This window comes from Saccharothrix sp. ST-888 (assembly GCF_000955975.1).
GTDB lineage: Bacteria > Actinomycetota > Actinomycetes > Streptomycetales > Streptomycetaceae > Kitasatospora.
In genome coordinates this window covers 1-17459 of the sequence record NZ_JYJF01000133.1, presented here as the reverse complement: position 1 = coordinate 17459, position 17459 = coordinate 1, and the positions used below count along the sequence as shown (strand labels likewise).

At 71.7% G+C, this 17459-nt stretch carries 17 protein-coding genes and 1 pseudogene; 7 read left to right on the top strand and 11 right to left on the bottom strand.

Annotation, left to right across the window (positions count from 1 at the left end; translation table 11 throughout):
- Positions 1-1006: pseudogene (locus tag UK12_RS29060) on the bottom strand (hypothetical protein); the annotation flags it as partial.
- 202 nt (positions 1007-1208) lie between these two features.
- Between UK12_RS29060 and UK12_RS29055 the strand changes: the two are divergent.
- Positions 1209-2699 carry a hypothetical protein gene (locus tag UK12_RS29055; RefSeq protein ID WP_045306164.1) on the top strand — a complete coding sequence of 497 codons (1491 nt, stop codon included), beginning with the start codon at positions 1209-1211 and terminating at the stop codon, positions 2697-2699.
- A gap of 31 nt (positions 2700-2730) precedes the next feature.
- Here the strand turns inward: UK12_RS29055 and UK12_RS29050 are convergent, their stop codons facing one another.
- A complete protein-coding gene (locus tag UK12_RS29050) occupies positions 2731-2925 on the bottom strand; it encodes a hypothetical protein (protein WP_052682239.1) in 195 nt (64 codons plus the stop codon).
- A 100-nt stretch (positions 2926-3025) separates the two neighbouring features.
- Here UK12_RS29050 and UK12_RS29045 point away from each other — a divergent pair, with 100 nt between their 5' ends.
- Positions 3026-3391 (top strand): hypothetical protein, encoded by a 366-nt coding sequence (locus tag UK12_RS29045; protein ID WP_156178988.1) that lies wholly within the window; start codon positions 3026-3028, stop codon positions 3389-3391.
- 14 nt (positions 3392-3405) lie between these two features.
- Here the strand turns inward: UK12_RS29045 and UK12_RS29040 are convergent, their stop codons facing one another.
- The 3 genes from UK12_RS29040 to UK12_RS29030 all read right to left on the bottom strand — a co-directional run bounded on the left by UK12_RS29040 (position 3406) and on the right by UK12_RS29030 (position 7057).
- Positions 3406-4329: an alpha/beta hydrolase gene (locus UK12_RS29040; RefSeq protein WP_045306163.1), complete on the bottom strand. Its 924-nt coding sequence runs from the start codon at positions 4327-4329 to the stop codon at positions 3406-3408.
- 214 nt (positions 4330-4543) lie between these two features.
- Complete coding sequence (locus tag UK12_RS29035) at positions 4544-6097, bottom strand: aldehyde dehydrogenase family protein (protein WP_063838342.1); 1554 nt, start codon at positions 6095-6097, stop codon at positions 4544-4546.
- Positions 6098-6148: 51 nt separating this feature from the next.
- Positions 6149-7057 (bottom strand): alpha/beta hydrolase, encoded by a 909-nt coding sequence (locus tag UK12_RS29030; protein WP_045306162.1) that lies wholly within the window; start codon positions 7055-7057, stop codon positions 6149-6151.
- Between the two features lie 111 nt (positions 7058-7168).
- Between UK12_RS29030 and UK12_RS29025 the strand changes: the two genes are divergently transcribed.
- Complete coding sequence (locus tag UK12_RS29025; protein ID WP_045306161.1) at positions 7169-7618, top strand: MarR family winged helix-turn-helix transcriptional regulator; 450 nt, start codon at positions 7169-7171, stop codon at positions 7616-7618.
- 248 nt (positions 7619-7866) lie between these two features.
- On the opposite strand, the gene UK12_RS29020 is transcribed toward UK12_RS29025, so the two are convergent.
- Positions 7867-8571, bottom strand: coding sequence for a TetR/AcrR family transcriptional regulator (locus tag UK12_RS29020; RefSeq protein WP_231591428.1), 705 nt, complete (start codon positions 8569-8571; stop codon positions 7867-7869).
- 86 nt (positions 8572-8657) lie between these two features.
- Between UK12_RS29020 and UK12_RS29015 the strand changes: the two genes are divergently transcribed.
- The gene (locus UK12_RS29015; protein ID WP_045306160.1) at positions 8658-9521 is read left to right on the top strand and encodes an NmrA family NAD(P)-binding protein; all 864 of its coding nucleotides are present in this window, start codon (positions 8658-8660) and stop codon (positions 9519-9521) included.
- A 180-nt stretch (positions 9522-9701) separates the two neighbouring features.
- Here UK12_RS29015 and UK12_RS41715 read toward each other — a convergent pair whose 3' ends face one another.
- The 3 genes from UK12_RS41715 to UK12_RS29000 form a co-directional block, all read right to left on the bottom strand.
- On the bottom strand, positions 9702-9920 hold the full coding sequence (locus tag UK12_RS41715; RefSeq protein WP_197085249.1) for a hypothetical protein: 219 nt from the start codon (positions 9918-9920) through the stop codon (positions 9702-9704).
- A gap of 832 nt (positions 9921-10752) precedes the next feature.
- On the bottom strand, positions 10753-11721 hold the full coding sequence (locus UK12_RS29005) for a DUF4238 domain-containing protein (protein ID WP_045306158.1): 969 nt from the start codon (positions 11719-11721) through the stop codon (positions 10753-10755).
- Between the two features lie 159 nt (positions 11722-11880).
- On the bottom strand, positions 11881-13155 hold the full coding sequence (locus tag UK12_RS29000) for a helix-turn-helix domain-containing protein (protein WP_197085248.1): 1275 nt from the start codon (positions 13153-13155) through the stop codon (positions 11881-11883).
- A gap of 221 nt (positions 13156-13376) precedes the next feature.
- Between UK12_RS29000 and UK12_RS28995 the strand changes: the two genes are divergently transcribed.
- Together UK12_RS28995 and UK12_RS37000 are read left to right on the top strand one after the other, a co-directional pair.
- Complete coding sequence (locus tag UK12_RS28995) at positions 13377-13901, top strand: ATP-binding protein (protein WP_045306157.1); 525 nt, start codon at positions 13377-13379, stop codon at positions 13899-13901.
- A 34-nt stretch (positions 13902-13935) separates the two neighbouring features.
- Positions 13936-14907, top strand: coding sequence for a hypothetical protein (locus UK12_RS37000; protein ID WP_052682234.1), 972 nt, complete (start codon positions 13936-13938; stop codon positions 14905-14907).
- Here UK12_RS37000 and hemC (UK12_RS28980) read toward each other — a convergent pair.
- Positions 14904-15830: a hydroxymethylbilane synthase gene (gene hemC, locus UK12_RS28980; RefSeq protein WP_045306155.1), complete on the bottom strand. Its 927-nt coding sequence runs from the start codon at positions 15828-15830 to the stop codon at positions 14904-14906. The genes UK12_RS37000 and hemC (UK12_RS28980) overlap by 4 nt on opposite strands.
- 101 nt (positions 15831-15931) lie before the next feature.
- Between hemC (UK12_RS28980) and hemC (UK12_RS28975) the strand changes: the two genes are divergently transcribed.
- Positions 15932-16870, top strand: coding sequence for a hydroxymethylbilane synthase (gene hemC, locus UK12_RS28975; RefSeq protein ID WP_082120029.1), 939 nt, complete (start codon positions 15932-15934; stop codon positions 16868-16870).
- A 106-nt stretch (positions 16871-16976) separates the two neighbouring features.
- Here the strand turns inward: hemC (UK12_RS28975) and UK12_RS28970 are convergent, their stop codons facing one another.
- On the bottom strand, positions 16977-17234 hold the full coding sequence (locus UK12_RS28970; RefSeq protein ID WP_052682233.1) for a hypothetical protein: 258 nt from the start codon (positions 17232-17234) through the stop codon (positions 16977-16979).
- Between the last annotated feature and the right edge of the window lie 225 nt (positions 17235-17459).

The following is a 17459-nucleotide window of genomic DNA, read 5'->3' as shown; positions in this document are numbered from 1 at the left end:
GGGCCCAGACGCCGGCGATGTGGCCGGAGGGTGGGACGGTGCGGGGGGTGCCGTCCACGCCCGGGACGTGCAGCCAGGGGTAGTACAGGGTGGTGAACGCCGCATCGTCCGAATCCGGGGACGCCAGATTCGTGAGAAACGCCGGCAGCCCGCCCGGTGAGGTGCCGGGCGGCGGTTCGAGCAGGGCGAGCCGGTTGCGCATCTTCACGCAGTGGCCCACGATTCGGCCCATCACGGCTGCGCCCGCTGCGGCCACCGTCTCCTTGGTCCACAGGTCCGGGACGGCGACCATGGTCACCTCCGGGACGGTCTCCAGCCCGGCCAGACCGGTGCGGGTGTCCGGGTCGCCGTCGATCTCACCGGCGAGGGGCTTACTGCGGTCGAGCCGCAGGACGTAGCAGGAGGTGCCCCCGTTGGCGAAGAACCCGTAGACGGATTCGGCCAGTTGGAGCTCCTTGGCCTGCTCGAAGTAGTCCGCGAGAACGGTGAGCTCGGCTTCGCGCTGCCAGCGGGGCGCCAGTTCGGCCCCGGCGGCGCTCCACAGCCCGTACGGCTGCGGGAAGGCGGCCGAGACGTCCGCCGCGGTGGTTTCCGCGGCCTCGCTCTCCGCCTCGCCGACAATTCGGCCGTGCCACTGGCTTGTTCGTACCTCGACGAGTCGGGAGAACCCCTCCGGGGAGACGGTCGGAGTGTCGCCCGTGGTGGACTTCTCGCGCAGATCCTCTTCCAGGGCCTGGAGATTTTCGGTCAGCTCGCCGATGATTCCGGCCAGTTCGGCCAGTTCCCGCTGGATCTCCGGGGCCCCGAGCGGGGACCGGAAGTGGAACGTGTCCACGAACTCGGGCCAGCTCCTGACCAGCGTCGGCGGGGTCGACGTCCGCTCGCCGGGGCCCCTGACGGTGTAGCCGAGGAACGCGGGCGTGGACGTGCCCGCACCGGTGATCGTTCGTACTCCGCTGGGCTGTTCCTTGATGAATACTCCGGGCGCTAACGGTCCTGCAGACATGCGCTGTTGCCCCTTTCTTCGGGAATGCGTCATTCAGCGAAGCACTGCCGGAGGACGCGCGCACACGAACGAGGGAAGCTAAGTCAGATGACGTACCGCAGCTGTTCGTCCCGGTGCCGATCCCGGCTACGCCGCGTTCTTCCCATCGGCGGGCCGTGGCCCCATCCTCGGACGCGGGGGGCGGGTACCGGAGGAGGCTTGGTTGAAGGGTCAGCAGAACCGGTCCGGTCAGCGGTCGGAGGCGGGGCCGGAGCACGGGGTGCCGGAGCGCCCGCCGTCGCCGGGCGGGCGGGGCGGCGGACCGGCGGTCGCGCGGATGCTCCGGCTGCAGCAGGCCGTCGGGAACGCGGCCGTCGGGAACGCGGTTGTCGCCGCGCGGCAGGCCCCGTCGGCGGCCGGTTCCCCCGCTGCGGACGCGCCGTCGCCGGCGGGGGCGCGCACCGCCTCGTTCAGGACGGTCCGGGAGCCCGAGATCCACGGGACCTTCGAGCCCGGGGGCGAGCAGGGCGGCGCGGGCGTCGTCGCTCTCGTGCCCGCGACCGTCGGCGGTCCGGACCTCCTCGACATCGCGGAGCGCTACCGGGACCAGGGCTTCGAGAACGCCGCCGACAGCCGGCGGAAGCTCGCCCTGGTCATCGGGGTCAACGCCTGGGCCGGCGGGGACAAGGCGCTGGAGAAGGTCGCCGCGAAGGTGGACCGGTTCAGGGGCAGCTGGAACGACGACCGGTTCCCGGTCGGTGTGCTCGGCTTCACGTGGTCCAGTGATGCGGTCGCGAGCGTCGCTGACATCGGCCAGCGGACGATCCCGTACGGCCAGTTGAGGCAGCACATCCTCGATCAGCCGGTCGTGCCCCAGCTGGTCAACGGACTCAAGGAACTCGGCCGCACCGAGGTGTACCTGCACACCAGCGACAGTGACACGCTGTCCTTCCGGACGGCGGCCGGGCCGCTCTTCAGTGCGGCGGCCGAGCGCCATCTCGACGCCGGGGCACCGGACCTGCTCAGCGGCGGGTACGCCACCCCGGTCGCGGACCCGCACACCGGCGACGGCCGGCTGGTCGAGCTCGCCGGAAAGCTGGACCTCGCGGTCCGCGACGCGATGGCCGGCGTGGACCCGCGCCTCGTCTACTTCCCGGAACCCAACACCTTCGTGCGGGTGCGGACCGACTGGGACCTCGACCGGCTGGAGCCCGGAATCGGCTTCGGGGAGGGGGCCAACGAGGGGCAGTCGCTGGTCGACTCCACCCACCGGGTCCGTGAACGCAACGGCATCGAGGTGGTGCAGACCTTCGACTCCCGGCTCGCCGTCACGACCGACCCGGACCGGATCGGCCGGAAGGTCGGCGAGCACCCCCTCGGCCACCCGGTCACCGAGGACTCGATCGGCAGGCTCTTCGAACTCGCCCAGAGCCACGCCCGCCGACAGGAGTGGGCGGACCGGGTGGCAGCCAGGTACGGCCTGGACCCCAGGGCGAAGGAGGAGCTGGCGACCAAGGTCTACGCCGGCCTCACCAACGTCGAGATGCTCACCGGAGCCGCCGGCCTCGACCCCCGCCCCGAACTCGTCGGCCAGAAGTTCAGGGACTCCCTGAACGGCTTCGACGACACCGTGATCGCCGTCGCGATCGTGACCAGAAGGGCACTGCTCAACTCCCTGCTCGACGCCTGCCGGCAGCTGACTCCGGACAGCTGACTCCCGGCAACCGGCCCCGCCGGGCACCGGCCTACGGGGTGAGCCGGTGGAGGTCGATGCTCACGGGAAAGGGGCGGCCGGTGGCGAGTGTGCCCCGGTCGGTACCGCTCGCGACGTACACGGTGGTGGCCGTGTCGAGCTCGTAGCGGTGCACGGTGGTGCCGCCGTCCTCGTCCTCGACCCGCCACAGGCAGGGGATGCCGGCCTCGGCGTACTTGCGCATCATGACCGTGCGGTCCCAAGGCCGGGGCCCTCACGGTCGAGTGGGCGGGCTAGGGGTGGAGGTGGGTGCGCTGCGGCCCGGCGGCCTCCTCGCGGTGACCGAGATGGACTTCTTCCCTCGCTTCCTGCCCGACGACAGCGCCCTCGGCGGCGTCGAAGCCCGCCTCCACGCCGTCCTGAACGACCGCCCGGCCATCGACTGGACCGAGGACCTGACCAGGGCCGGTTTCGACCTCGAAGCCGAACGGCCGTTCACCGTCGAGCTGGCCGCCCCGCTGCCGGCTGCCACCGGCCGCTACGCCCGGACGTCCCTGCGCAGGATGCGCTCCCATGTCGGCGACCGGTTGCCCGCCGCCGACCTGGCCGCGCTCGACGACTCCCTCGACGGCGACGGCCCCCACAGCGTCCTCGGGCGCGAGGATCTCGTCGTCCGCACCACCCGCACCACCTGGGCGGCCCGCCGTCCCTGACCCGGTCGACTCGGCTAATGCGGTGTTGACCGATGCGGTGCCGACGGCAACCGGTCTCGGATGAAGCGACCGGCCCGGTCCAGTGCCGCGTCGGCTTCGTCGAGCACGCCGGTGAACCACTGGAACACGTGCGGTACGTCGGCGGTGACGTCGAGGATGACGTCCACGCCGGCTGCTGCCGCGCGGGCCGCCAGCCGGGTCGAGTCGTCGAGCAGTACCTCGTTGGATCCGGCTTGAAGGAGCAGCGGAGGCAGCCCGCCGAGGTCGGCGTAGACCGCCGGGCTCAGCAGCGGCTGCCGCGGGTCCTGGCCGGCCAGGTGGAGCGCGCCCAGGTGGTGCAGCGACTCACGGGTGAACAGCGGGTCGATCCCGTGCTTGGTCGTCATGCTCGCACCGCTGCGGGTCGCGTCCAGGCCCGGCGAGAACGCGACCGCCGCGGCCGGCAGCGGCAGGCCGGCGTCGCGCGCGGCGAGCAGGGTCATGACGGTCAGCCCGCCGCCGGCCGAGTCTCCGGCCAGCACGATCCGTTCGGCCGCGACGCCGTGGTCGAGGAGGTCGCGGTAGGCGGCGACGGCGTCCTCGATCGCGGCCGGGAACGGGTGTTCCGGGGCGAGCCGGTAGTCGAGCGAGACGGCCCGGGCGCCGGTGCGCCGAACGAGGGCTGCGGTGAGGTTCCGGGCCGTGGCGGGTGAGCCGAACACCCAGGCCCCGCCGTGGAAGTAGAGGATCGTCCCGCCGGTGGCGGCCCCGCCTTCCGGTTCGATCTCCAGGGCCGGGCGACCGCCGAGGGTGGTCGGGGTGAGGGTGACTCCGAGCGGTGGCGGGCCGCTTGCCATCATCGCCTCGAACGCCTTGCGCAGCTCGTCCGGCGTGAGACCGCCGTCGAACGCGGCCGACCGAAGCCGGGCGTCGACGGCCGCGCGCTGTTCCTTGCTCATACTGTCCTCCGGGAGTAGACGGGTGCGGGATCACGGCCCGTGAGGAGCCTGAACCCGAGCAGGTCGAAGGGATGCGCGCCGAGCTCAAGCGCCTCGTCGACCGAAACGTCCTGACCGAGCCCGCGCCCGGACTGGCGCCCCTTCAAGTGGCGCCCTCGCACGACGGTTCGGCGGACGGCCCGTTCAGCTCTGTATCCTCAGGGCCCGCCCCGCGCTACTTGGCGTGGCAGGGGTGCTGCGCGTCCGCGGCCTCCCCTGTGGCGATCTCGCTGCCGGCGGGGCCGAAGATGTCGGTCACAGCGCGCCAGGACGGAATGCTGCCGAGTCCGGACGGGGTGCGGATCGCCTTGGCGTAGCCGAACTCCTTGAGCGTCTCGATGGAGTGTTCGCGGCCGTACCCGCTGTGCTTGGTGCCGCCGAACGGGGTCCCGAGGATGCCGCGGAAGTAGTTGTTCACGAAGACCGTGCCGACGTCGATCCGGCGGGCCAGCCGCAGCGCCCGTTCGGCGTCGCGGCTGTAGACGCCGCACATCAGGCCGAACTCCGACTCGTTGGCGATGGCGACGGCCTCCTCCTCGGTGTCGAAGGCGGTGACGGTGACGACGGGCCCGAAGACCTCCTCCACCGCGACGCGCATGTCCCGCCGCACGCCGGTGAACAGGGTCGGCGCGACGAAGAAGCCGCCGGCCAGCGCCGGGTCGTCGGGCAGCGCGGCCTGCGCCGCCACCACGGCTCCCTCTGCCGTGCCGATCCGGAGGTAGTCGAGCACCCGCTCCTGCTGGGCCCGGGAGACGACCGGCCCGACGTGGGTGGTCGGGTCGGCGCCGCTGCCGACCCTGAGCGCACGGACGCCGGCTGCCAGGCGTTCGACGAAGTCGTCGTGGACGCCGCGCTGGACGAGGATCCGGGACGCGGCGGTGCAGGCCTCGCCCTTGTTGAAGTAGCCGCCCTCCAGGGCGTCGCGGACGGCGCGGTCCAGGTCGGCGTCGTCGAACACCAGGAAGGCGTTCTTGCCGCCGAGTTCGAGCAGGACCGGCGTCAGGTTCCCGGCGGCCGTCCTGGCGACCGCCCTCCCGGCCGCGGTCGATCCCGTGAAGGACACTTTCCGCACCAGCGGGTGGCCGGCCAGCGCCTGCCCGGCGGTCGGGCCGAGCCCGGGCACGGCGTGCAGGACGTCCGGCGGCAGCACGGTGTTGAGCAGGTCGACGATCCGCATGATGGTCAGCGGCGCCTGCTCGCTGGGTTTGAGGACGACGGTGTTGCCGACCGCGAGCGCGGGGGCGATCTTGCCGCCGGTGTGGATGGGCGGCCAGTTGAAGGGGATGATGCCGCCGACCACGCCCAGGGGCTCCAGGACCACCGAGGCGTGGACGGCGCCCTTGTCGTAGAACTCGCCGGGCAGTTTGTCGACCAGGCTGCCGAAGAAGCGGAAGACGTCGATCAGGAAGCCGACGTCGAACATCCGCGCGTCGCCGACCGGTTTGCCGTTCTCCAGCGACTCCAGCGCCGCCAGTTCGTCGGCGTGCGCCGCCAGGACGTCGGCACACCGCAGCAGCAGGCGGGCGCGCTCCTGCGGCGGGCGCGAGCGCCAGTGCCCCTCGAAGGCGTGGTGCGCGGCCCGGACGGCGGCGTCCACCTCGTCGGCGCCACCGCCCTGAACGAGGGCGATCACCTCGCCGGTGGCCGGGTCCTCGACGGGGAACAGATCGTCGGCGCTCCGCGACGACCAGCGGAAGACGGTCGCCGTCATCGGGGTGGTCTCGGACATGGTGGCCCTTTCTGGCATGGGGGAGGGGGTTTGCTGCTGTCTCCGCCGCCTTCAGGCGCGATCGGCGGTGCCGTCGGCCAGATGCGTGCGGAGGAACCCGCCGGCGCGTGCGAGTGCCTCGTCGCCTTCGTCCAGGAGGGCGGCGAAGGCCTGGAAGACGTGCAGGACCCGGGGCGTGACGTCGAGGGTGACCGGCACGTGGTCGGCGGCGGCGCGGGCGGCGAGCCGCACGGCGTCGTCCAGGAGGTACTCCTGCGAGCCTGCCTGGATGAGCATCGGGGGGAGGCCGGTGAGGTCGGCGTGCACCGGGCTGACCAGGCCGTCGAGCGGGTCGGTGCCTTGGAGGTAGTCCCGGGCGCGCAGCCGCAGGGCATCGCCGTTGATCACCGGGTCGAGTCCGGCATCGTGGGTGCGGCCGGGCACGGTGACGTCGGCCCAGGGCGAGAACAGGACGGCGCAGGACGGCTGGGGCAGGCCCCCGTCCTCGCGGGCGGCGAGCATGACGGCGGTGGCGAGGTTCGCACCGGCCGATTCGCCCGCGACGGCGATCCGCTCCGCGCCCTGCTCACGGTCGACCAGGGCCCGGTAGGCGGCCAGGGCGTCGTCGAGAGCCGCGGGGTAGGGGTGCTCGGGGGCGAGCCGGTAGTCGACGGACACGACGCGGACGCCGGCCTTGCGGGCCAGGTTGGCCGCCAGGCCGACCGAGGCCTGGGCCGATCCGACGGCGAAGCATCCGCCGTGGAAGTACAGGACGACGCCGTCCGGCGCGGCGCCGGCGATCTCGATGGACATCGCCGGTACGCCGCCGAGCGTTCCGGGCTCGGCGATCACGTCGTCGGAGACCGGGTTCGCGGACACCAACTGCCGGAACAGCTCCCGCTGTTCGAGCACGTCACCCCCGAGGTCGACCGGCGAGTTGTGCAGGATCCGGGCGACCGTCTCGCGCTGCTGCTGGGTCATGGTTCGGCTTCCTTCCGGCACGGCCGCTGCGGGGCCGTAGGATCGTGGAGACGAGATTTACTATAGCTCTAATCTAATTAGCGCTAATGCATCTGACAAGAGGAGGGCCTCGTGGACCTGCGACAGGTGTTCGACGACCTGGTGCGCTTCGAGACGGACCTGTGGAACGAGATCGACGCCCGGCTCCGGCGCGCTGCGGACGTGCCCCTGGGCAGCCTGAACGTGATGCTCGTGATCGCGCGCACCCAGGCCTGCCGGGTCAACGACATCGCCACCGCCCTGTCGATCACGATCGGCGGCGCGAGCCAGGCGGTCGACCGGCTGGAGAAGCGCGGCCTGTGCACCCGGGAGCGCAACCCGAACGACCGCCGCTCCTCGATCGTCCGGCTCACCGCAGCGGGCCAGGCTCTGGCGGACAGGGCCGGCCAGATCTTCGACCGGGAACTCGCGGCGCGGCTGGCAGGCCCGTTGTCGGGGAGCGAACTGGGCCACCTCGGCGCCGCACTTGCCGCCCTCCGCGCCGCCACACCCCACCACGAGGAGCCCGAGGAGACACCCTGACCGGGAGCCCCGGAGGGGTGTCGGCAACCGCGTTGCCGACCGGCCGGCTCACCAAGTGACCTGTGGCGCGGCCGAGTTCCGGCGGTCCCGAGAAACTGCAGCCTGCGCCGGCCCCGCCCAACGCCTGACCGCAGTCGACGCGATGGCCCGACCCTGCCCGCCACGGCGTGAGTCCGCAGTGAGGACCGTCGCGCGCACTCGTGCCTGCGCGCTGCCGGTCCGGCCCGCCCGAGGGGCCGGAGGCCGGATCAGAGGTGGGTGGCCCGGTCCAGCCACTCGGACAGGAGTGCGCGCTCGGCGTCGGTGAGCATCGGAAGCTTCGGCACGACGGTCCGGAACGCGACGGCGGCTGCGGTCGTACCGTCCTCGGCAAGCGCCGGCGCATCGGTCAGGATCGTCTGCATCACCGCGTCGTACATGGCGTCCGCGAGGTCGAGCTCCCGGTCCTGCGGCGCCATGGCGAGCAGGGTGAGCACGGCACCGGTGCCGGCGGCGTGAATGAGCTCGACGGCGCGCCGCTCCGCGACCCGGAGCCGGCCGATCGCCGCGACGCGGTGCACCCGAGCTCGCAGGACCTCCAGGCCGGCGGCCGCGGCCGGTGAACGAGTGCTGCGGCCGGGATCCGTGAGGAGGCCGAACAGTGCCGCGTTGGCAAGGCCGAAGCCGAGATGGGTGTCCCACCCCGCCCGGAGATCCGCGACCGGGTCGCCGCTGTCCCGGGTGAGCGCCTTGTCGGCGACATAGACCGCGAAGACGTGCTCGGCGACGGCATCGAGCAGCTCGTCCTTGTCCCCGAACAGCCGGTAGATCGTCGGCGCCTGCACGCCCGCTGCCTGGGCGACGGCACGGGTGGTGACAGCGGCGGCGCCCTGCTCATGCAGGAGCTGCGCCGCGACCTTCACGAGGTTGGTCCGTGTCTCGTCCCTGCTGATGCCGCCCGCCCTGATGTCCACGTTCCAATGCTAACGCATCGTTGCTATCACTGTGTTTTCAATGATAGCTTCAAATGCGTTCCATTGATAACAGGAAGAGGCGGGGCATGATCATCATCACCGGCGCCACCGGCCAACTCGGCTCCCGGATCGTCCGTCAGCTGCTCGAACGCGTCCCGCCGGACCGGGTCGGCGTCAGCGTTCGCGACCCCGGTCGCGCCGCCGACCTCGCCGCACGCGGCGTGCGGGTGCGGCGCGGCGACTTCGCCGAACCGGGCTCGCTGGCCGACGCGTTCGAGGGCGCCACGCAGGTGCTCATCGTCTCGGCGAACGAGACCGGCGGCGCGGCGGTCGCCCAGCACGGCGCGGCGATCGACGCCGCGCACGCCGCCGGTGCGCAGCGGATCCTGTACACCAGCCACCAGGCCGCCGGCGCCGATTCGCTCTTCGCGCCGATGCCCGACCACGCCGCCACCGAGCGGTACCTGGCCGGGACCGGCACGCCGTTCACGGCGCTGCGGAACGGGTTCTACGCCGGCACCGTCCCGCTCCTCCTCGGCCGAGCGCTCGAGACCGGCGAACTCGTCGCACCGGCCGACGGACCGGTGTCCTGGACCACGCACGCCGACCTCGCCGAAGCGGCAGCGATCCTCCTCGCGGACGAAGGCCGGTTCGACGGCGCGACTCCACCGCTGACCGCCCCGGACGCGCTCGACCTCGAAGCCATCGCCGCCATCCTCGGCGAACTCACCGGACGCACCATCCGCCGCGTCGTCGCCGCCGACGAGGAATGGACGGCCGGACTGATCGCGCGCGGTGTGCCCACGCCGCAGGCGAACATGCTGCTCGGCATGTTCCACGCCTCCCGACGCGGCGAATTCGCCACCACCGGACCCACGTTGGAGAACCTGCTCGGCCGTTCCGCCACGCCGATCCGCTCGATCCTCGAAGAAGTCGCCACCCCGCGCTGAGCGTTCCCCACGTACGCCGTGTGACCGCCCCGGGGGGCGGTCACATCGAGGAACGTCCGTCCTGGAACAACCGTCACCAACAGCGCCGGCACCCCGGTCCGGTCTCCGTCCCGCCCACCGGAGTTGTCGTAGCAGCCGACCTCTGGGAGTGCCTCGGTGAGCTGTCGCTCCGACGCTTGCTCAGGAGACGAGGGTCTGCTCCTCCAGTTCCGTCAGCGTCACGGTGCACAGGCCGCTGCGTTCGGTCCTCACGTCCGTCACCTTGAGCTGTGTGCCCGGCAGGAGGATGAACTCCTCCTCGTCGGTGAACGCGGAGAAGCTGTGGATGCCCGCGGCCCGGACGGGAAGCACCTCGAAGAGCGTCCGCTTGCCGCGGCTGCCGAGGAATGCCCGTGCCACGCCGAGCTTGGACGTACACACGAGGACACGCCCCACCAGGTCACGGTCCGTCCGAGGGGGTACTGCGCACGCAGGTCCAGCGACACCCCGCGCCACAGCGGCTCCGTGCGGGCGGGAAGCTGCGACACCGCCGAGAACAGCAGCCGCAGATACGGGAGGTACGGGACGACCTTGGACCGGTCCGGGGCGCGCAGGATGGCGTTGATCTCCCGGCAGAACGCGGACTCGCAGGTGTAGAGGTAGAGGGCGGCGATCGCTTCGGCGGACAGGCGGCCGGCCGCTTCGTCCGCCCGCCGCTTGCCGAACTCGTGCGACCGCTGGACGTGCCGGTCCAGGCCGGAGATAACCCGGGAAGCCAGGCAGCTGGACTGGTGGACTCTCGTCGGCTGCGCCGGATTTCAGGGCTCGACCTGTGGAAATCTGGCGGCAGACTAACACCGGGTCAGGACGCTCGCAATCGTGACGATAGCACGAACCCCCGCTGACCTGGATCGTTCATGAGGGACCGTCAACTTGCCGACCCGGGCCCCGCAATGTGCGGGGAGAAGGCCGACAGCTGCGCTGTCAGTGGGGCACGGCAGCGTCCAGAGCAGTAGAGGGACCGTTTCTCGATCGGAGTGGACCATGACCGTAGACGCAGCGTTATCTAGGGTTGTCAACCTAAGGCCGCAGGTGAGGGCGGAATCGCTACGTCTGGTACATGAGGCACGTGACTGCTGCTTGGCATCGGCCTCCGGCCGATCCGGCGGTGCCGCGCCCGCTTCGCTGCGTCTGGCCGGATGGCGGCGTGGCCTCTCCGCGGGAGGTCAGCGTCGAGTGGTCCATAGGTGCACTACTTCCCGGCCGGACTCTTCCAGGCTGCCGTCGGGGAGCCGGTTGAGGAGCGGCGCCATGTTGAAGCGGAGCACTGGCCCGCGCTCGCGGAGCAGGGTCGCTCCAGCCACGCGTGCCGGTCAGGGTGCCCGACGATGACGCGCTCGCAGCTGTCGGCAAGGTCCTGGTTGCAGGCGGCCGCACGGCTCGGGCCGATGTCCTGAACGGAGCCTCCGGTCCCGGGGACCAGGACAAGCTGTCGGTAGGGGTCGAGCGGGAAACGGAGTTCGGCGGCGCCCTCCAGGCCGCCGCCGCGGTAGTTGTCCAGCGCCGAGGGAGGCCACCACACCACCAGCGGCGCGTCGGAGGTCAGGAAGGCGGGCTTGCGGCAGATCTCCAGGCGCCAGTGGCGGGCGCGGAAGTGTCGTAGGTACGGCGCGATCGAGCCGAGCGTGGCGACGACGGCCTCGTTCTGCGGGTTGGCGCCGCGCTCGCTGCGGGTGCCGTGAACGTAGACCCAGGCCCCCTCGACCTCGGCGGGGGCGGGCGGGCTGGCCAGATGGCGCCGCTCCAGATACTCGGCGATCAGTGCGCGGTCGATCGGACGGCCGGCGGCATAGGTCTCGACGTCGTGGGGGAAGAGCACCGCGGTGCGCTTGCGAGGTGTCCTTGCCATCTGCACGGCCAGGTAGAGGCACAACGTCTCGCGGTCGTCGCTTCCAACCGCCGGTGGTTCTCCGGTCTCGTCGATCCTGCGGATGGCCTGGAGCCCGACGTTCTCCAGGTCGGACAGGCGCTTCTCAACAATCAGGGAGGCGTTGCCGTCCTCGTCAGTGAGGGTGTACAAGCCGGTCTCCGCCGCGACGTTCTTCACGTGGGACAGGTGCGTCGTCCCGGGCGGTCGACGGCGTACCTTCACCTGGTTGTTGGCGCCGAACCGTGCCAAGTAGGCCTGCGGCACGTAGTGGTGGAGCTTCGGGTCGGACATGCCCCGAGAATAGGGCGACCGTCGAGCCGCCTCGAAACGCTTTTCCCATGCGGCGCAATGTTTGCTGCGTGAGCCGTGATCTTGCGCAGCCTGTTGTTGTTGAAGGTTCTTGGGGCCCGTTGATAGCTCCGGCGCCCGCCCCCACCGGATTCGGGCCGGTCAGCTGGCGAGAGCTTCGCCGAGTCGGTCGTGGGCGGGGCCAGCGAGGGCGCGGTGAAGGGCCTCGGCGCGGGACCGGACCAGCCCGTCCCGGTACGCCGCTGGCAGCTGCTGCCAGACCCCAACGGCCATGTCGGCGGCGGTGGCGGGGTCGCCGTCCATGCTCAGGCAGGTCGCCGCGTCCATGGTCAGCAGGGCCCGGGCCATGACGGACGGCGACTTGGTGAGGGCGAGGGCTGCTTCCTGTTCGGCGTTCGCTTCACGGGTGCGGCCCATCAGCGTGAACGCCTGGGACAGGTGGACGTGGTGCTTCTGCAGCGGGTAGCCGAACCAGGTGTCGGCCGCCTGCACGGTGTTGAGGTGTTCGGCGATGTTGCGGGCGTCGGCGACCGCGCGAAGGGCTCCTCGGTGGTCACCGATGGAGGCCAGGGCCCGTGCGGTGACGGCGGCGGCCAGGGCTGCGGCGGCTGTGGGGGTTCGGCCTGCCTCGCGGCGGGCGCTGATGGCCAGGTTCGCGGCGGCGTTCGGGGCGCCGTAGTTGAGCGGGACCATCGCGTGCCGGGCCAGGACCCAGGCCAGCATGTGCCGGTCGCCGGATTCGCGGGCGGCCTTCTCGGCGGTGGCGAACCAGCCGTGGGAGTCGCGCTGGTCGCCGCGGTCGTGCTGGATGATCGCGACCAGGCCGGTGATCCCGGCGGCGGTGCGGGCCAGGTCGGTGCGGGTGCCGGCGGGGTGCGGGCGGCTGAGGACGTCTTGCAGGAGGCCGAGGTCCTGGCGCATCTGCGTCAGTACGACCCCCGGTGCCCGGCCGTGGTAGCCGCCGCGGTGGCGTTCGAACGCCCCGTCGAGGTAGGCGAGATCGCCGGCGTCGGAGCCGGACAGTCCGGCGTCGATCCCCTCTCGCGCCTCCGCGATGCCGGGCAGCGCGGCGACCCCTGTCGCCAGTGCCGCCGCGCCGAGAAACTGTCGTCGATTCACCGCCGTACCCTCCTCTCCTTCGTTTTCGACCGGCTGCTGGTGGAGCTTGCGCCAGCGCCGCGAGGCGGCCACCGCTCGGGCGACCTCCTCCACCGAGAGCCCATACCCGTCGGCCAGCAGCTGGTGCCACCTCGGGGTCGGCAGACGTCGCTCGGTCTCCCAGCGCTTCAGGTTCTCCGGGTCGAACCACGTGCCGCCTTGAGCGTCCTGTAAGAGCAGGGCCTGCTCCTCGCGCGTGAGTTCGGCGGTCTCCCGGATCCGCCTCAGCACGGCGCCGATGCCGTCTGGTGCCATCATGCCCGTCCCCCAAGCCTCTGAATGACTGGTGCCCGATCCTGGCCCCCCAAAGCGGCCCCCCGTGCGAGAAATGCACCCCCTGCTGGCACCACCGGTACCACTACGGGCGGTAGTTGACTGTGTACCAGCCAAGCGGAGATCGGGCGAGATCAGTTCCTTCCCTCCGCACGGCACCCCCAAGCCCCCAGCTCCGGCCTGACGCCCCGAAGGGTTCCTTCGGCATGCGCGTGTGCAGCAGCAGCTTCTTCCTGGTCCTCGACCCCGTCTCCGTCCCCATCAGCCGCCAGAGGCTCGGCCGGCTGATCAAACAGTGGGGGGTCCGCACGGACAACGACAGCCGCCTGGCCCTGGACACCGTGATCTCGGAACTCGTCACCAACGCGGTGCGGCACACCACCGGCGCGATGCTCACCGTCGGGGTGCACGCCAACCTCGACCTGCGGCGCCTGATCATCGAGGTCTACGACGGCTCGCAGGCCCTGCCCCGCCACCAGATCTCGGGCCCGGACGAGGAGACCGGCCGGGGCATTTTCCTGGTCGAGCGCCTGGCCCTCGCCCACGGGGCAGAGCACACCGCGCGGGGCAAGAAGGTCTGGGCCGAGGTGGCCCTGCCCGAGCAGCCGCTCACCCGCCGCCAGCTCCTCGTCCACCCCCGCCGGGCGGCCCGCGCGGTGGCCCGCCGCCTGTCCGGCCCGCGCCGCCCGCCGATACACCCGCCCGCCCTGGCCGCCTCCCGCGCCCGCTGACACGCGCACCCGCAGCCACGATCGAGAGGACGACATGACCACCACCCAGCACCACGCCGCGATCACGGACACCGCCCGGCTTCACGGCCGGGCCGCCGTCCGCAGCTTCCTGGAGGGCCCGTCGCTGACGGCGGCCGACCTGTCGATGGTCCTGCTCGTCCGCGAGGACAGCGAGGACGCCGATCGGCCGATGCCGACCGTCACGGTGGCCGAGATCCCGCAGACGGTGCGCGACCTCGCCGCTCTGGGCATCCGCTCGGTGAAGGTGTTCGCCAACAGCCTGCACCGCGACGCCGAGGCGTCCGGCGCCGTGGCGCCGGACAGCCTGATGGTGCGGGCCATCCACGCCGCCAAGGACGCCGAGCCGGGCATCGCGGTGATGACCGAGAACTGCCTGTGCGGCCACACCGACACCGGCGAGTGCCACCTGACCAGCGCTGGCCGGATCGACCTGGACCGCACAGCGGCGATGATCGCCGCCCAGGCCGTCATCCAGGCCGAGGCCGGCGCCGACATCGTGGGACCGGCCGCGATGATCCGGGGCACCACCGCCTGCGTGCGCCAGGCCCTGGACGAACACGGCCACCGCGACGTGGCGACCATGCCGCACCTGATCTTCGACTCCGCCCTCTACGAGGGCTACCGGGCCACCATGCGGGCCACCCCCGCCTCCGGCGCCCACCGGCCGTTCCAGATCAGCCCGCGCCAGCCGGAGACCGCGGTGGACACCGGCCTGGCCTTCGTCGGTGAGGGGGCGGACATGCTGCTGCTGGAGCCGGGGATGCTCTCGGTGGACGTGCTCACCACCCTCAAGCAGAAGACGTCGGCGCCGCTGATGCCATTCTCCGTCTCGGGCGAGTACACCCGTCTCGCCCCGCTCGACCCGGGCACCGGGAAGCGGGACTTCCGTCCGTTGCTGGAGCTGTTCACGATGCTCAAGCGGTCGGGCGCCGAGCGGATCATCACCTATGCCGCTGCCGACCTCGCGCGGCTGCTGACCGGCTAAGCGGCCGGGCGGATCTCCGACAGGATCGCCTCGGCGCCCTGGTCCAGGAGAAGGCCGGCCACCTGGATGCCCAGCTTCTCCGGCTCCGAGACGGGGCCGGAGAGGCGGGTCTCGACCTGCTTCGTCCCGTCCAGGGAGGTGACCTGCGCGTGCAGCGACAGCATGTCGCCGGTGGCCTTCGCGTAGGCGCCGACCGGGACCGAGCACCCGCCGTGCAGTTCGCCGAGCATCGCCCGCTCGGCCCGCACCTCCGCGTCCACCACCAGGTCGCCGGTGTCGGCCAGGATCTCGCGGGCAAGCTCGTTGTCCTCGCGGATCTGGATCCCGAGCGCCCCCTGGCCGGGGCTCGGGGGGAACTGGTCGAGCGGCAGCAGCTCGCCGATCGCGTCGTCCAGGTCGAGTCGCACCAGCCCGGCCGCCGCCAGAACGACGCCGTCGAGGTTCATCGTCTTGAGCTTGTTCAGCCGGGGCGGGACGTTGCCGCGGATCGGCACGAACACCAGGTCCGGGCGGACGTGCAGCAGCTGAGCGATCCGGCGGGCCGCGGAGGTGCCGACCCGGCCACCCTGCGACAGGTCGGCCAGCGTCGAGCCGCACAGCGCGTCCCGCACGTCCTCGCGGCCGGGCGGGGGCAGCAGCACCAGGCCGGGCGGGTTGCTGGTCGGCAGGTCCTTCAGCGAGTGGACGATCACGTCTACCTCGCCCCGCACCAGCGCGGCTTCCTGCTCGGTGGAGAACGCGGAGCCGCCCGAGCGGGCCGACACCTGCGACAGGGCCGCCTTCCGGTCCCGGTCACCGCCTTCAAGGATCACCTGGTGGCGGAACTCGACGTCGGGGAAGCGGTCCCGCAGCGGTGCCAGGAACTCCTTGACCTGCGCTCGCGCGAGGTGACTGGCCCGCGATCCGACAATCAGCGTCCGCATTCCCGAACTCCCAGCATCTGAAGAGATGTTGACCGCATGTTACTCGAACACGGGCCTACCTTTTTCCGACGGTTTGTCGGAGTCGTGATTGGAGAGATCGAATGCCGTCCAACCGCCGCACGATCCGCATCGGCGCCCGCGCCTCGGCCATGTCGCTTGCCCAGGTCGCAGGCGTCCGGGCCGACCTGGCCGCCCTCCGCCCCGACGTGACCACCGAGCTGGTGCCGTTCGTCGCGGCCGGCGACCGCGAGCCCGGCGAGCAGGCCGAACTGCACGACAAGGGCGCCTTCACCGGCGACATCGAGGAAGCCCTGCTGAGCGGGGTGTGCGACCTCGCGGTGCATTGCATGAAGGACGTGGCGGGCGACCCGCTGGTCACCCCGGGCACCGTCTTCGCGGCCCACCCTAAGCGGGCGGACATTCGGGACGCCCTGATCCACCGGGGCGGCCTCACCCTCGACCAGCTGCCGCCCGGCACCCGGGTCGCCACCTCGGCGGTTCGGCGTGTCGCCCAGCTCACCCGCAGCCACCCCCACCTGGACCTGGTGCCGATCAGGGGGACGGCGAACCTGCGGCTGGCCGCCCTGGACGCCGGGGAGGTCGATGCCTTGGTGCTGGCCGCCTCCGGGCTGGAGCGCATCGGTGAACAGCACCGGATCAGCGAGGTCCTGACCGTCGAGCAGATGTGCCCGCCGCTGGGGGCCGCCGTGCTCGGCTTGCAGTGCCGCGAGGACGACACCGACCTGATCGACATCCTCACCCCACTCGGTGACCGCGCGACGACGCGGGAGATCACCGCCGAGCGGGCCCTGCTGAACGTCCTGCGCGGGCACTGCAACAGCCCGATCGCCGGGTTCGCCCGCGCCTTCGAGGACGGGCACCTGGGCCTTCGCGCGTTGGTCTTCTCCCCGGACGGCGCCACCGTGCTGGAGGCCCGCCAATCGGCCGGCCAGCTCAGCCCGGAAGCGCTCGGCATGGGGGTCGCTGCCACCTTGATCCGCGACGGCGCCCGCGAGCTGATCGACTCGGTCGACCACTGACCTCGCCCCTCGGCGGCGCCGGGGCCCTGCCGGGCGGCCTCCGAAGCGGCCGTCGGCAGGGCCTTGCTGGCCGCTTGGCCTCCCCGAGAAGGCCGCCGCGAGCCGGTCAGCCGTCGCGGTTCTGCTTTCGCATCATCTTCCCTAGCGCCGCGCGGGCCGAGATCATGTCGTCCTGGGTCTCGGCCAGCTCGCGCTCCAGTCGCTGTCTCTCAACCTCGGCAGTCGCCAGTTGGGAGGCCAGAAGCTGGTTCGCCTCGGTGAGCTCCTGAATCCGGGCGACCAGGTCCTTGGCCTGGGCCGCGTTGACCTGCACGCCGAGATTCCGCTGCACGGCGGTCTTCAGCCGGTCTCGCTCCTCGGTCACGGCCCGAAGCTGGCCCCGTGCGAGCTCCAGATCTGTGGCGTCGCGGCGAGCGCGGGCGGAGGCGGTGCCGCACCGTCTCACGCCTCATGAAAGCCGAAGGGCTGTCAGGAGCGGTGCGCGGCAGGGGGATCGTCACCACGGTCTCGGACAAGAGCGTTGACCGCGCACCCGACCTACTGAAGCGCAACTTCGTGGCCGGCGCGCCGAACCGGGTGTGGGTCGCCG

Coding starts and splice junctions, on each gene's coding strand:
- UK12_RS29050 (WP_052682239.1), bottom strand. CDS start 2,925: ATGATGCGCAAGTACGCCGAGGCCGGCATCCCCTGCCTGTGGCGGGTC.
- UK12_RS29045 (WP_156178988.1), top strand. CDS start 3,026: ATGGACTTCTTCCCTCGCTTCCTGCCCGACGACAGCGCCCTCGGCGGC.
- UK12_RS29040 (WP_045306163.1), bottom strand. CDS start 4,329: ATGAGCAAGGAACAGCGCGCGGCCGTCGACGCCCGGCTTCGGTCGGCC.
- UK12_RS29035 (WP_063838342.1), bottom strand. CDS start 6,097: ATGTCCGAGACCACCCCGATGACGGCGACCGTCTTCCGCTGGTCGTCG.
- UK12_RS29030 (WP_045306162.1), bottom strand. CDS start 7,057: ATGACCCAGCAGCAGCGCGAGACGGTCGCCCGGATCCTGCACAACTCG.
- UK12_RS29015 (WP_045306160.1), top strand. CDS start 8,658: ATGATCATCATCACCGGCGCCACCGGCCAACTCGGCTCCCGGATCGTC.
- UK12_RS29005 (WP_045306158.1), bottom strand. CDS start 11,721: ATGTCCGACCCGAAGCTCCACCACTACGTGCCGCAGGCCTACTTGGCA.
- UK12_RS29000 (WP_197085248.1), bottom strand. CDS start 13,155: ATGATGGCACCAGACGGCATCGGCGCCGTGCTGAGGCGGATCCGGGAG.
- UK12_RS28995 (WP_045306157.1), top strand. CDS start 13,377: ATGCGCGTGTGCAGCAGCAGCTTCTTCCTGGTCCTCGACCCCGTCTCC.
- UK12_RS37000 (WP_052682234.1), top strand. CDS start 13,936: ATGACCACCACCCAGCACCACGCCGCGATCACGGACACCGCCCGGCTT.
- hemC (WP_045306155.1), bottom strand. CDS start 15,830: ATGCGGACGCTGATTGTCGGATCGCGGGCCAGTCACCTCGCGCGAGCG.
- hemC (WP_082120029.1), top strand. CDS start 15,932: ATGCCGTCCAACCGCCGCACGATCCGCATCGGCGCCCGCGCCTCGGCC.